The 14,454-nt window shown below is 42.3% G+C and carries 10 protein-coding genes; 4 read left to right on the top strand and 6 right to left on the bottom strand.

The features are described 5' to 3' along the window. Positions 1–96 precede the first annotated feature (96 nt). Positions 97–1,131, bottom strand: a complete 1,035-nt coding sequence (locus KTO63_RS01505; protein ID WP_217789350.1) for a sensor histidine kinase — start codon at positions 1,129–1,131, stop codon at positions 97–99. Positions 1,132–1,349: 218 nt separating this feature from the next. Then, complete coding sequence (locus KTO63_RS01510; protein ID WP_217789351.1) at positions 1,350–2,276, bottom strand: NmrA/HSCARG family protein; 927 nt, start codon at positions 2,274–2,276, stop codon at positions 1,350–1,352. A 238-nt stretch (positions 2,277–2,514) separates the two neighbouring features. On the opposite strand from KTO63_RS01510, the gene KTO63_RS01515 reads away from it, so the two are divergent. The 3 genes from KTO63_RS01515 (at position 2,515) to KTO63_RS01525 (ending at position 4,552) form a co-directional block, all read left to right on the top strand. Further along, a complete protein-coding gene (locus KTO63_RS01515; protein ID WP_217789352.1) occupies positions 2,515–2,946 on the top strand; it encodes an SRPBCC family protein in 432 nt (143 codons plus the stop codon). A 181-nt stretch (positions 2,947–3,127) separates the two neighbouring features. Next, positions 3,128–3,484: a hypothetical protein gene (locus KTO63_RS01520; RefSeq protein WP_217789353.1), complete on the top strand. Its 357-nt coding sequence runs from the start codon at positions 3,128–3,130 to the stop codon at positions 3,482–3,484. A 165-nt stretch (positions 3,485–3,649) separates the two neighbouring features. Next, positions 3,650–4,552, top strand: a complete 903-nt coding sequence (locus tag KTO63_RS01525; protein WP_217789354.1) for a helix-turn-helix domain-containing protein — start codon at positions 3,650–3,652, stop codon at positions 4,550–4,552. 315 nt (positions 4,553–4,867) lie between these two features. Here KTO63_RS01525 and KTO63_RS01530 read toward each other — a convergent pair whose 3' ends face one another. From KTO63_RS01530 to KTO63_RS01545, 4 genes are all read right to left on the bottom strand, one after another. Further along, the gene (locus KTO63_RS01530; RefSeq protein WP_217789355.1) at positions 4,868–7,045 is read right to left on the bottom strand and encodes a beta-glucosidase family protein; all 2,178 of its coding nucleotides are present in this window, start codon (positions 7,043–7,045) and stop codon (positions 4,868–4,870) included. Positions 7,046–7,650: 605 nt separating this feature from the next. After that, positions 7,651–9,408 carry a glycoside hydrolase family 9 protein gene (locus tag KTO63_RS01535; protein WP_217789356.1) on the bottom strand — a complete coding sequence of 586 codons (1,758 nt, stop codon included), beginning with the start codon at positions 9,406–9,408 and terminating at the stop codon, positions 7,651–7,653. Between the two features lie 222 nt (positions 9,409–9,630). Next, on the bottom strand, positions 9,631–10,623 hold the full coding sequence (gene mgrA, locus KTO63_RS01540; RefSeq protein ID WP_217789357.1) for an L-glyceraldehyde 3-phosphate reductase: 993 nt from the start codon (positions 10,621–10,623) through the stop codon (positions 9,631–9,633). Positions 10,624–10,779: 156 nt separating this feature from the next. After that, entirely contained in the window at positions 10,780–12,525 is a 1,746-nt protein-coding gene (locus KTO63_RS01545) for an alpha-L-arabinofuranosidase (protein WP_232372981.1), read from the bottom strand. A 759-nt stretch (positions 12,526–13,284) separates the two neighbouring features. Between KTO63_RS01545 and KTO63_RS01550 the strand changes: the two genes are divergently transcribed. Further along, positions 13,285–14,124: a glutaminyl-peptide cyclotransferase gene (locus tag KTO63_RS01550; RefSeq protein ID WP_217789358.1), complete on the top strand. Its 840-nt coding sequence runs from the start codon at positions 13,285–13,287 to the stop codon at positions 14,122–14,124. Positions 14,125–14,454: the final 330 nt, after the last annotated feature.

Raw genomic sequence — 14,454 nt, forward strand, 5'->3', positions numbered from 1 at the left:
AGTTACTATGATTAAAGCTGTTGTAACAACGACAGGTCGTCATTTGTTGATCCAGATGTATGAATTGTTGTTTTTGCTGTATGAATTGTGTTACCCTTATGGATGAATCAAAGGCACCGTTACTGCGAACTCTTTCCCGTCATCATGCACGGCCACTTCTTCTTTTTTCATTAGCTGGTACTTCTTTGCAATGTTTCCAAGGCCCACTTTGTTCGACATCACGTTCCTTGTTTTGCGTTGCAAATTATTGCTCACCACCAGCTTGCCACTGTTCGAGGTCATGATCAGAATACGCAAAGGACTGTCTTTCAGAATCATATTGTGCTTCACCGCATTCTCGATAAGCATTTGTAATGTAAGCGGAGGCAATTGATAATGCATGAATCTTGGTTCAATTACCGTCTCCATTTCCAGGGCATCACCATACCGCGTTTTCAGCATGTGGAAGTAAGAGCGTATAAACTCCATTTCTGCTTCCAGTGAGGTAAGCCCGTCTTCATTATTGCGGAGCATATAACGATACACTTTACTCATTTCATCAAGAAACTTTTCAGCTTGCTCAGGCTCATCGGCAATCAGCGACGAAAGAGAATTTAAACTGTTGAACAAAAAATGCGGGTTCACCTGTTCTTTCAATCCCTCTAACTGGCTCTGCAAATTCTCTTTCTTTAAATTCTCCGCCTCATCTACCATTGCCCGCCAACGCTCATAAAAAGCAGCACCTTCATTAAAACTTGTCGCCAGCAAGTTTGATGCGATACCAAATATCACCGCCCACACGTACTTTTTGATATCTAATTGATAGTCTAAGAAATGAACATAATCGTATCCCCAGAAAATGATGGTCATTGCCGCAATCATTACCAAAATGTAGCAGATCAAACTAAGTCCTATGCGTTTAAACGTTTGGCTGTACAGAGGAAACCTGTTCAGCATTAAACCGGCAATCATTCCACATAATATGTACACCAGCATAAGAACAGCAAGCGTAGGAAAAGAGCCCAATAGAAACATCTTCGGATCTGTAAAATACCTGCTGCCAAACAAAAAGTAATTGATTACAATTGCAATCGGCGGCATTATGATAAACATGATCAGCCATTCTTTCTTGGAATACGCCAGGAATTTCATTTTGTGGGTTTTCGTTACGGTCCTATACAAATTACTCAATTACTCTTGGTCTCGCATAAGGAACCGAATAGACTGGGTTTTACTTTTAATGAATCGTAAAAACTAAAGGTTGAAAATAATTATGAAATGACTGGTTTGCAAGCTTTTTACAATAATGCTTCAAAACAAAATGGCCATCCAAGTTAATGGACAGCCATTTGCTATATTGATTGCCTGTTCTAATAGATTGAATATTCTGGTTCTTTCTGCTGCACAAAAAAGAGATGCTTATTTTTTTCAAGCCAGCTTTCAAATGACTGCATTGCCGGATGCATTACCAAACACTCATCCAAATGATGCTGACGGCTTGGAATATGCAAACGCTGAACTTCAAACATATTGGCCAATTCTTCTGCTCCCGGAAAACCGAAAGAAGCATAAGCATCACGCTCTATGTAATTGTAACGCACATTTTTCCCAAACACTTTCGACATCGTTGCGGCATATTCATCACAAGCGCTGTCCTCGCCCACTACTCCAACCGTGCGACTTTTATACAACTGTGGATTATCGAAAACTACTTTTACAATTGGCCCCATGTCTTCAGCGGAAACCATGGCCAGCTTAGTTTCACCCTGCGGAAAACCAAAATAATAGTTACCGTCTTCGGCTGCCTGCGGAGGAAAAAATGTAAGGAAGTTTTCATAATAAAAGGCAATGTGGATGAAGGTTGTAGGGATCTGAAGATATTTTGCATAACGTTCCAACTCAGCTTTCATGTCGCAGTGTGGCACAGCAAATTTGCCGTTGCTCAAAGCTTTATAATCAGGCAAGCTACTGAACACAAAATGTTGCACCACTTTCTCCCTTACCACATTGATAAGGTTTTTACCCTGCTGATATTCTTTTTCAAAATGCTCCCAGAAATTGGTTACGCCGAAAACGCCGTAACATCCGTCAACCGCTGCTCTCAGGCTGTTGATATCATCAAGGTTACCTTCTACTACTTCCGCTCCCATTGCTGCAAGTTCCCTGGCCTTTGGCGAATTCACATTTCTTGTAAGACATCTTACATGAAATTTTCCATCGCGTAACAATGCACTTGCTACACCATTGCCCTGCGCACCGGTAGCGCCCGTCACCAAAATTATTTTTTTCTGATTCATACGTGTTGTTGTTTGAGAAAGCAAATGTAGAGTGAGAAGGGGCGGTTGAAAATTGGAGAGTGTATGAATTGTATAAAGGAGTGGATGGGCTGAAATTAATAATTAATAATTAACAATTAATAGCGCATCATTCACTAGTTTTTTTGAACATAATGCCTGTTTTAAAAAGTTCAGTTGGAACACCTATTAATTCTTAATTATTAATTATTAATTACCTTAGGTTCTTAAATAGTAAACAATGCAACCTTCGCCAATTGTTATTGAAAAGATTTACAATGCCAATGTTGAAAAGGTCTGGAAAGCATTGACTGACAAAAATGAAATGCGAAAATGGTATTTTGATGTGTCGGATTTTAAACCCGAAGTTGGCTTTGAATTTCAATTTTCCGGGAAAGGCAGCGATGGTACAGAATATGTGCACTTGTGCAAAGTAACAGAAGCGATCCCCAACAAGAAAATTGCTTATTCATGGACCTACAGGGATCAGGAAGGTAATTCCTTACTCAGTTTTGAATTATTTGACGAAGGCGACAAAACAAGATTAAAACTTACACACGCGGGCCTGGAAACATTTCCCTCTAATCTTAAAGACTTTACAAGAGAAAGCTTTATGGGAGGTTGGACTTATTTTACCAGCGAAGCACTGCCGAAATATCTTGAAAGCAACTAAGGCATTTGAATTTTACCCAAATATTGGGCTTTAAAGAAAGATATTTCATGCCTGATCTTTGCCTCGATTAAGTTGTGTCAAGATAATTCAGACGATTAAATGTTCAATGCTGTCTCTCTGACCCAGTCACGTTCTCTGCAACGTTTTTCCTTTTCTTCCTGTCAACCTCAAAAACCCTGGTATGAAACATTTAATAACTGCTGGAACCCTATTACTTATTGTTTGCCTTTCCTGCAAAAAAGAACATACAGGATCTACAACACTTTCCGGATTTTACCTGGAAAGCCTCCCCAATGATAAGTTTACGGTATTTAATTTTGTCGGCGATACACTGTTTAAAACTGAGAATGGCGTTTGGGCTAATCCTGATACTTTTCGCTACGTTGTCAGCGACGGCTATATTACTCTAACGAAAAAAAACACTAGCCGCAAACTCGAATTTTCGATGACCGACACTAGCAGCTTCAAAATAGAAAATATAAGGGTCGCTATCCCCGAGAATCCCAAAACATATATGGTATTTACTCGTCGGTGGTAAGGTCCAGCAAGAAAAAATTGCCCTTGGCAAAATTCCCAACCTCCTAATCTGCTGAACATTTGACAAGTAAACATTAGATGCAGGGTGTCTGACCTAAAAGCATTCCTAATTCCTAATTCCTAATTTCCTGCCTACCTTTGATTTTTGCAACAAAACCTTCCGCACATGATTTCCCTCGAAGAGTTTTACAAAGACACCAAGTCGCTTATTCCCGAAGACATCAATAAAGAAATAGGTCATTTCAATGTCTTCAAAATAGACGAGTTAAATGCGAGGCTCAAAAAGAAGCCGCAAACAATGCCTTATAACCGTCGTGCTTACTATAAAATCAGCATGATACGTGGTCGCAACAAAGCGGAATATGCAGACAAGGTTATAGAGATTGAAAGGAATGCACTGCTTTTTGCCACGCCAAGAATACCCTATCATTATGTCCCTTTAGATGAAAATCAGGATGGCTATTTCTGCATCTTCACTCCTGATTTTTTGATCAAAAACAAAAGCGGCGTTGTGCTCGACAGCTTGCCCATTTTTCAACCGGGAGGCTATCCCGTTTTCGAAGTTTCAGACGATGAAGCAGAAGAAATTACAGCCATTTTTAAAAAGATGTACAAAGAGTTATCGTCGGATTATGCTTACAAGTATGATCTGCTGCGAAACTATGTGCTGGAATTGATTCATTACGGGCAAAAGCTGCAACCCGCTACAGCATTATATCCTACGCATACAGCATCAGAACGCGTTTCATCATTGTTCATCGAACTATTGGAGAGACAATTTCCAATAGAATCGCCACAACAGAAACTGGCACTGCGTACCGCGAAAGATTATGCGGACCGCCTGGGTGTGCACGTGAACCATTTGAATAAAGTATTGAAAGAAAATATTGGCAAAACAACAACCGATATCATCAGCGGCAGATTGGTGCAGGAAGCAAAGATCCTTTTGAAACAAACGGATTGGAACATCTCTGAAATAGCCTACAGCCTTGGCTTTGAGGAAGTGGCGCATTTTTCTAATTTCTTCCGCAAGCAAACAACACTATCGCCGGTAAATTTCAGGGCGTAATAAAATGTTTGAATTTTGCAAATGAGGAGCTAGTCTAAAAATTCACCACTAAGGCTCTAAGGACACTAAGTCGCACTAAGAAAACTCCTTAGTGAAACTTGTGTTCTTAGTGCCTTAGTGGTAAAAATTAGAGTCTTAGCAATGAAATGTATTGCGTTAAAAAAAACTGCCGACAAAAATTAATTCGCCGGCAGCTAACTTAAACGATTGGTCAACTCACCAAGTTTAATGCGTTACAGTTGTTAGTTGTTAGGCTTCATCCCTTATTAATGCCCCGAGATTACCAACTCTCAACTCTCAATTTTCAATTTTTAACTACAACACCACAGATCCATTCACTTTAATATCATCAGAAGCATTTCCTACTAAAATGGTAAACTTGCCCGGTTCCAATGTCCAGTCGTTTTTCTTTTCATCGAAGTATTGGAAAGCGTCTTTGTTCAATGTCAGTTTCACCACTTTTGATTCTCCTGCTTTCAGGAAAACTTTTTCAAAACCCTTCAACTCTTTTTCCGGTCTGTCAACTGAACATTTGTCCTGGTGAACATACACCTGCGCAACATCTCCACCCTCTTTGCTTCCGGTGTTTTTCACCGTTACATTTACAGACACAGTGTTGTCGCTGTTTTTTGTCACAGTCAAATTACTGTAGCTAAAAGTTGTGTACGATAAACCATGGCCAAATGCAAATTGTGGCTGCACTTTGTATGTATCATAATAGCGGTAACCTACATAAATACCGTCTTTGTATTCTTCATGAAGATTGTTGCCATAATCGCCCAATTTGTGTGCAGGCACATCTTCCAGCACTTTCGGAAAAGTAACAGGCAGTTTTCCTGAAGGATTGATTTTTCCGTACAACATTTCTGCAATAGCTGTACCGCCTTCCATGCCACCGTACCATGCTTGCACAACGGCTTTCGTTTGACCGATCCATTTTGTCATGTCGATCGGACCACCGCCAATCAACACCACGATCGTATTTGGATTTGCTTTCAAAACTTCCTGTATCAGCTTGTCCTGACCGAAAGGCATTTTCATGTCTTTCTTATCAAAACCTTCCGCGTCAAAAGCATTGTCACTCCATTTTGAGTAGTCGCTGTACCCATGCGTCCATCCACCAAACACAATCGCTACATCGCTTTTCTTCGCAGCAGCAACGGCTTCTGCAATCAGCTGATCATCAGCATCTGCTTTTCTTTCAATTTTATAACCCTGGCTATAAGTGAAATTCACTTTGTCGCCCATCAATGTTTTCAAACCTGCCAGCGGAGTGATTTCGTACAGCGCTTTCACTTGCGAGCTACCGCCGCCCATTGAATTTTTGCGATCTGCATTCATACCAATCACTGCAACATTTTTTACAGCAGCAGAGAGCGGCAACAAGCTCTTTTCGTTTTTCAACAACACGATACTTTCTTCTGCAATTTTCAATGCAGTTGCAGCGTGTTCTTTTGTTGCATATGCACCTGGCTGACGTTTATCAAACATGTGCGTGCGATACATGATACGCAGGATACGACGCACTTTTTCATCGATCACCGACTCAGGAACTTTACCGCTTTTTACGAGTAGCAGTGCAGAGTCGGCCATGTAGAATTTGTTATAGTCAGGGTTTGGCAACATTTTCAAATCAGTTCCCATTTCAAGGTCACAACCGTTCAGCAATGCTTCTGTAGCAACATGCACCGCACCCCAATCGCTCATTACAAGCCCGTCAAATTTCCACTCGCCTTTCAATATTTTATTGATGAGGTAATCGTTTTCCGTGCAATATTGGCCGCGGAAAAGATTGTATGAGCCCATTAGTGTATTCACTTTACCAACTGTTACCGCCGCTTTAAAGCCCGGTAGATAAATTTCACGCAACGCTCTTTCGCTCATGTTAATGTCAACAGTATTGCGGTTTGTTTCCTGGTTGTTCGCAATAAAGTGTTTCACGCAAGCCGAAACGCCCTGGTCCTGCACACCTTTGATATAACCCACCACCATTTGCGAAATCAGGTACGGATCTTCACTTTGATATTCGAAATTGCGTCCGTTCAGCGGCGTTCTCATAATATTAATACCAGGGCCGAGAATTACATCTTTGCCCCTTGCGTTCGCTTCACTACCCAATACGCTACCGAAAGCATAACCCAACTTCGGATTCCATGTTGAAGCAAGCGCTACGCCTGTCGGCAAATAAGTGCCGGAATCATTTACGTCTTTGTCAAGCGTCCAGTCACGGCCATGCTCAGGACGCACGCCATGCGGACCATCAGAGGTCATAAGTTCCGGAATGCCCAGGCGCTTTACACCGCCAGATGTAAATGAGGAACTCGCATGGATCATGGTCACTTTTTCTTCCAGCGTCATCTGTTTGATGAGGGCTTCGATTTTCGCTTCATCGTTTTGAGCAACCGTAGCCACCGGTGCCGACGTTTGTGCAACCGCAGCTGTGCTCATTGCCAAAACCGAAAGCACCGCCATTGTAATTCTTCTCTTTGTCATATTGAGATATTTCATATTTGCTGATCAGGGTTATCCATAAAAAAATCTTCCTGCGTCATACGCGGGAAGATTCGTTATCGGGTAAATATTATTTTAGCTCGTGTATTTTTCATATCGGCAATCAATTATAATAGAGCAATTATTGGCCGCAATCTACTCTCTCAACCGCAAGAAAATGGTAGCCACTTGTTAATCGTTAGGTGACTATTTGTTAACTCCACGCAGTAGCAGCCTGTATTTCGCCTGCAAAGAACAGGATTTGAGAGATTGAGAAGATATTTTAGCCTACTACATTAATACGCCGAAACGCGAATTAATAATTAACAATTAAGAATTAATAGGAGCAGCACGCTTGTGAAAAGCGTCTTGGGGTAATGGCTGGAATGTTTTTGGGGTGAGCACATGTTCTTTGGCCGGCATCGTTGCGTCGCACACTTCAGCGGAAGAATAAATATGGACAATTAAAACGTCTCGAACACCCGAAGTAATTTCGAACTTTTGTTATTGAAAAAATCGCACAAGAACATCTATATTAAAACACAACAACTTCCGCGTCGCTGCTCCGTTGCGTCCGCCGCGTGAAACTTTGCGCCTTTGATCTAAACTTAGCGCCTTTGCGTGAAATTTCCCTGCAGCGCCTCTATCGCATTAGCGAGATACACCATCGGAGCATTCCAGTTGATCGCGATCTCGTTGCTGGCGTATGAGCAACTTTCATCCAGGTAGCAGGTTTCTGGTTCCAGGAATTCATACTTGCAGCCATCCTGTCGTCCCGGATTGGGACCACCGGCCAGCAAACCCGGCACAGGTTCCACTATCCCATCCGCCACCGACTGGCGATGATGCGGATTCATTGTCGACTTCGTTCCAACGCCCGTCAGGAAACAAAAACCAGTCGCATTTCTACCGAGTATATAATCAAGATTAGTCAGTGCCGCATCTAAATACTTCTTATCCTTACTTATTAAATATGCATTGATCAGAGCTATGCCCTGGTTGGCCGCATTTGAATTGCTTCCCCAGTTGAAATCAGCTTTGCTTTTTCCCATCACAGTTTTAAAAGCATTTGACGGAATAGCTTCTACATATGCACTTGCGAAACTCAATACTTTTTTCTTCAGCATTTCAGTTTCCGGGGAACTAAGGTCCAACGTCTTACTATTTCGCAACAATGTATAAATACCAAGACCGTAAACATTTCCCCAATTGGGCAACGTCATCGGATCATTAATATATTTTCTCAACTCATAAAGGTATTGGCCATCTTTTGTGGTGGCAAACAACTCGGCCGCGGCCCAGCAGCCTTCATCAACAAATCTGAAATCACCGTAGCCACCAGTTGTTATTTTGGGAGAAAATTGTTTATTGATGGCATTTTGATCGTAGCGAACATTCGGATTCTTTAACGCCCATTGCCAAGCAGCAAGCGCGGCTTTCTCGCAACTATCTGCAAGGCCAGGCAACTGCGCTGAAAACTTTTTTAGTATTCTGGCCGCCTGTGCGGTAACCGCTGCAAAATCCAGCGTGGCCCCCGTTCCTTTCTGCACAACGTATCTCGGCAGCTTCGTAACACCCGGCATTACCATTCCATCAAAAGCCGCGTTGGTACATTTATTATAAACACCGCCATCGTTGGGGTCTTGCATGGTAAGCATCCAGCGCAGGTTGTAAATAACTTCGTTTAAAATATCAGGAACACCATTGCCTTCTTCGGGAATGTTTGTCTTCAAAGTATCAAAGTAACCTGAAAAATCCTCATAGGCTGAAAGCAGCGTCCCCATTGTGATGCCTGAGTTTACAACGTATTTGTTGTAATCTCCCGCATCATACCAGCCACCGGGACAAGAAATCACCGTTCCTTCTGGTCGCTCTGTTGTCGCCGCCGAAGCATGTACCAAAACTGAAGTGTCAGGATGTCCAGCAGGTCGCGCCCATTTACCTGCATACTTTTCATAAAGCGGCATGGAAACTCGCTGATAATAATAGCCTTTTAATGATGCAACCGCCGCGACATAATTCACATTTTTCGAAATCGTAAACGGATATGAATTTGCTACGCCTTTTACCGCGACAAAATATTTTCCTGGTGTTTTAAATTTGCTGAAGTCTGCACTACGCGTTTGCAAAGACGAGTTAGAAGAATGCTCTAAAGCGGACAATTTACCGCTATACACTACTTTGTTGTTGTTTGCGGAAACAATAGTAAAACCTGCGTCTGCAGAATCTTTCGTTACAACAATGGCCATCTTAGGTGCATTGGGATAGAACCCTAACTGATTCATCCGAATACTTTGCTCACCGGGCTTTTGAGCGTTTGTGGCAAAAGCACTAATGGTTAAAATGAAAATTAACAACAGCTTCATTTGGTGATACTTTTATAGGTGCTCCATTTTTTTAACCGCAAGGTCCCGAAGACTTACCACTAAGACCCGTCCGACTGGAGTCATCCGGGCGGACACTAAGGACACTTAGCCACACTTAGAGCTTTCTTAGTGAAACTTAGTGTCCTTAGTGGTAAACATTTTAGTAACCGCCTTTGTTTCCTTTACGCCCACCTTGTGCGCTTAGCGGTTAAATATTTGCGGCTACTTCAAAATATCTTCTATCGCTTTCAACTCACTTTCGCTATAGTCGATATTATTCAGTGCATCAATATTGTTATCCAACTGCGCCACGGAACTCGCACCGATCAACACTGTTGTAATACGTTTATCTTTTAGCAACCACGAAAGTGCCGTTTGCGCGAGTGACTGGTTTCTTGTTTTAGCAAGTTCATTCAGCTTTTGTATTTTCTGCAGGCGCTCCGGTGTAATATCCTTCTCCTTTAAGAAGCCATGCTCCTTTGCCGCACGTGATCCTTCAGGAATGCCTTTCAGGTATTTGTCCGTGAGCATACCTTGAGCAAGCGGTGAAAAAGGAATACAACCCACTCCATGCTTTTCCAGCACATCAAGCAAACCGCCTTCTACCCATCTTTCAAACATCGAATATTTCGGTTGGTGTATCAGGCACGGCGTTCCCAAACTCTTCAAAACCTGGATAGCTTTGTCAGCCTGCTCTGCAGTGTAATTTGATAAACCAACATACAATGCTTTTCCTTGTCTTACTACGGAATCCAGCGCCATCATTGTCTCCTCAATAGGCGTTTCAGGATCTGGACGGTGAGAATAAAATATATCAACATATTCAAGCCCCATTCGTTGCAAACTTTGATCAAGACTTGATATCAAATATTTTCTTGAACCCCAGTTGCCATAAGGGCCGGGCCACATGAGGTAACCCGCTTTGGAGGAAATGATCAACTCATCGCGCAGATAACCGGGAAAATCTTTCTTAAGTATCTGGCCGAAATTCTCTTCCGCAGAACCCGGCTCAGGACCGTAGTTATTTGCGAGGTCAAAATGCGTGATACCTCTGTCAAATGCACGGCGCACAATATTTCTGCCATTATCAAACACATCCACACTTCCGAAATTGTGCCACAGGCCCAGTGAAATAGCCGGTAATAACAATCCGCTATTGCCACAGCGGTTATACTTCATTGAATCATATCTCGATGCTGATGGAACGTAGCTCATTGGTGTTTTTTTGAGAACGGAAGATAGGAATTTGTGTACGAAGTACGATGTACGATATATGAAATTCGCTGTGACGTAACACTCTAAAGGCTTTCGCATAGTGTATATCGTACTTCGCACAAAGCATTCTAATTCATAACTCCTAATTCCTGATTCCTATTTGCTCTCCACCACCATCACCACCGCTCCCCTCGCCGGCACCTTCACTTTAATGCCGCCGGCTGTTGCAGACGAGTATGGTTGTAAAGTATTGTAATTGGCAGGACCGCCAGAAACGCCCGAAGAGCCGTTGCCATTCACATACACTTTTCTTGAAAACTCACCGTTATCCGAGCCACCTTCAAGGGTGTACCAATAGTAGCGATCGCCTTTTTTAAAGTTCTTTGTTGTAATCTGTATTTCCTGCGCACTGGTTGACTTGTTGACTATTGTCACGCTCATTTGTCCCGAGGTAAACGAAGTTGCATACGTCACGATGTTGCTATTTGAATTTCCAGCGCTGATCATGCGGTCGCCCAGGAATTTCTGGAAGTAGTACATGTAGTAAAACGACGGACGCGGATCCCATTTTGCAGCGCCCGGTTCATCGCCTATGTTAAACAAGCCATGATCATCACCATTGCTCCACCCATTGGCAAGGTCCCAGCGACTGGTCATTGCATATTTATTTTTGATCGCTTCGTTTAGCAAAATCAAAGCATGAAGACCGTTAATATTTGATACCGCTTGTTGCGAACCTTGTGAAAAAATATTCCACTCCGTCAAAGCTACCGGCTTCGTCGCCACACCGTTTGACGTCATGTTAGAGGTAATATAATTCATCATGTTACTTGTCACCGAAGACGCGCTATCCATGATCGCTTTAGCTGTAGAGTTTGTGTTGTAAGGCGTAAAGTAATTGTGCACAATGTAATAATCCGCAACAGTTCCCGTGTTGCCAAACACACCGCTGTTCCAATTCTTCTGCGTATCACCCATATACGATGCAGGCGCAGCCTCCATCACAACCGCACCAATGTAAATCGTCTTGCCTATTTCCTGCGCCGCTTTGCGCATAGAATCTGCAAACACTTTAAAATGCTGGCCATACAAAAAGCCCGTATTCAGCAAAGGTTGTGCGTCTTTATTGGTGCTCTGGTCAATGCGATAACCGGCTTCCCAATCGCCGTAGCATTCGTTACCAACTTCCCAATACTTTGTGCGGCCATTATCGTAGCGAACCCAGTCCGCGGCCATGTGAGCAGCCGCTGCAACAGGATTGTTGCTTGTTCCATAACGTGCATAACCATAGTTCACCGTAATGATCCCCTGGCTGCCCGTTTGCTGTAAAAGCTGGTAATATTTGTCAACGCTTATTGTCCAGTCATCCTGGTTTTGCCCCGTCCAGTAGCCCGATGCGGCACTCTTGCCGCTTGCATCTACAAGTGTGGCGGGCGCATCTGCCGGAAACTTATTTACTGGCGCATTCCAGAAATAAATATCACTAATGCTTCCCCCTGGAAAACGCACAATGTTTGTTTTTAAGTTAGAAAGATGCGTCATTAAAGCCGGTTGCGACACAATACCTGTCATCCAGCTATTGGCATTGTTACCAAAAATGGACGGTGAAATTTTCGAAATCACATTTGCAAAATCAACAGTAACCGTAGATGGATTCGATGTAATAATAGTGGTGTCTTTATACGTTGGCGTGGTAAAAGTTTTCGCTTTCCAGTCATTCATAAAAATGCCAATTGTTGAGGCCAAAGCAGGGTCTACCTGAGGATTGATCACCTCTGTAACAACAGTGTCCGTAGGGGGCGTTGGGGGCGGATTTCCACCACCGCCGCTACTATCTTTTTTACAGGATAGGAATAAAATCGCCGCGCACATTGCGAGTTTTGCCGAAAACGTTTTGGTCATGAGTTGCTTACTTTATTTTTAAAAAAATGAGTGTATAGCCACAGAGACACAGAGAAACGCAGAAATAAAAGGCATCATGTTTTATCAAAAACGAAAATGATTCTCTGTTCTTCTGTGCTTCAGTGGCAACAAAAAAGGCCTGCTGACACCGCTGCATGGAAATACAGCGGTCCGCAGGCGTCTCATTTTTAATTACTACTTATAAAACCGAGTTTAAATTATTACTATTTGTTTGAGAATACTATGATTATTGAAAAAAAAGGATTCCAAAATCAATGAAGCGTGCTCCACCAAACAGCGTTTTGGTTTAAAAAAATTGATACTCTATTATCAGATGTTTGTTTTGAAACTGCCTTAATTGTTATGTACAAAAGAAAAACGTTTGACGCGAGGTACATTTCACCGAAGCGGTATTGAAGCAATATCCGGCAATTAGCAAAGCAATCATCTTAGTAATAAGGCTATTTCAAAAGTAACTACTTAATACACTGGAGAATAATACTTTTTTGACATTTATACGTTGGTTTTAAACCAATAACTGAATGGACTGAATAACTGAATAACCGAGTAACTGAATAACTGAAGGGTTGAATCATTGAATTATTGAATAACTGAGTTCACAGATGCAAGTCGTCGTTCAACTTCAGTTATTCAGTTACTCAGTTACTCAGTTATTAGCAAAACGAACCCTTCGCCCCTCCATTTTTAACGTCGACTTTTCGCAATTTTCCCTTACGTTTGCCCCGAACTTATACAACCATGAAAAGATTTTTTTTGCCTTTAACCGCACTGGTGGCTGTATCTCTAACGGCCTGTAACGGCGGTTCTTCCGATACTCCGGCAAATGACAACGCCGGCAACACACCAAACATTGCCGAACCTCCGGCCTTGAAATATACTATCGTTAAAGACTACCCGCACGACACACTTTCTTTTACACAGGGACTGGTAATGTATGATGGTAAAATGTACGAAGGCACCGGTGGCTCACCTGAATATTCTACTTACAAATCATGGGTAGGAACTGTAGATATAGAAACCGGTAAAAACATTCAAAAGGTTCCGTTGGACACGATCTACTTTGGTGAAGGCATTACTATTTTGAAAGATAAAATTTATCAACTTACGTGGAAGGGCCACAAAGGCTTCATTTACGACGCAAAATCGTTGAAAAAACTGGGGGAATTCCCGTTAAAAACAGAAGGTTGGGGCATTACAAACGACGGCACCAATCTGATCGTTTCCGATGGTTCCAGCAACCTGTACTTTCTTGACCCAAATACTTTCAACACAGCAAAAATTGTGAGCGTAACGGATAATAACGGTGGCGTTTCCGACATCAACGAACTGGAATATATCAATGGTTTCATTTTTGCCAATAAATGGGAAACCAATTACATCTATAAGATCGACCCTTCTAACGGGCAGGTTGCAGCCAAAGCCGATTTTACAGGCGTTATTGAGAAATATGCAAAGGGGTTTGATGCTGAAACCAAAGGAGATGCGGTGTTGAATGGTATAGCGTATGACTCCGTAAGCAAAAAAACATATATCACCGGAAAATTGTGGCCAAAGCTGTTTGAGGTGAAATTTGAGTAGTGAGCACGCTGATAACGCTGATTTGACAGATTTTCACTGATTTTGTTGAAAATAAATAGAAGATACGGATCGGGAGGCAAACTTCCTGGTCCGTATTTTTTTGCCAGCAAAATATTCGGTCAAGAGACGCATTCAATGCGTCTCTACGGGACCGCCGATCAACCTGCTGCACCGTTAATTCCTGATTTGTAATTCCCAACTCCTAATTCTTGCCTTAAACGGCATCTAAAAACACCCTTTCCCCTTCAGACTTTTTCCAATATTTTCAATGTTTTATTGAACTTTTTACAACGTCCCCGGGCTTATCCACAGTTCTCGCTAGTTTGTCAA

The sequence above is a fragment of the Pinibacter aurantiacus genome (genome assembly GCF_019130065.1).
GTDB lineage: Bacteria > Bacteroidota > Bacteroidia > Chitinophagales > Chitinophagaceae > Pinibacter > Pinibacter aurantiacus.

Bases quoted from the DNA above. Each gene is read 5' to 3' on its own strand.
- KTO63_RS01515 (WP_217789352.1), top strand. From the start codon at position 2,515: ATGCAACCTTCGCCAATTGTTATTGAAAAGATTTACAATGCCAATGTT.
- mgrA (WP_217789357.1), bottom strand. From the start codon at position 10,623: ATGAGCTACGTTCCATCAGCATCGAGATATGATTCAATGAAGTATAAC.
- KTO63_RS01530 (WP_217789355.1), bottom strand. From the start codon at position 7,045: ATGACAAAGAGAAGAATTACAATGGCGGTGCTTTCGGTTTTGGCAATG.
- KTO63_RS01535 (WP_217789356.1), bottom strand. From the start codon at position 9,408: ATGAAGCTGTTGTTAATTTTCATTTTAACCATTAGTGCTTTTGCCACA.
- KTO63_RS01510 (WP_217789351.1), bottom strand. From the start codon at position 2,276: ATGAATCAGAAAAAAATAATTTTGGTGACGGGCGCTACCGGTGCGCAG.
- KTO63_RS01550 (WP_217789358.1), top strand. From the start codon at position 13,285: ATGAAAAGATTTTTTTTGCCTTTAACCGCACTGGTGGCTGTATCTCTA.
- KTO63_RS01505 (WP_217789350.1), bottom strand. From the start codon at position 1,131: ATGAAATTCCTGGCGTATTCCAAGAAAGAATGGCTGATCATGTTTATC.
- KTO63_RS01525 (WP_217789354.1), top strand. From the start codon at position 3,650: ATGATTTCCCTCGAAGAGTTTTACAAAGACACCAAGTCGCTTATTCCC.
- KTO63_RS01520 (WP_217789353.1), top strand. From the start codon at position 3,128: ATGAAACATTTAATAACTGCTGGAACCCTATTACTTATTGTTTGCCTT.
- KTO63_RS01545 (WP_232372981.1), bottom strand. From the start codon at position 12,525: ATGACCAAAACGTTTTCGGCAAAACTCGCAATGTGCGCGGCGATTTTA.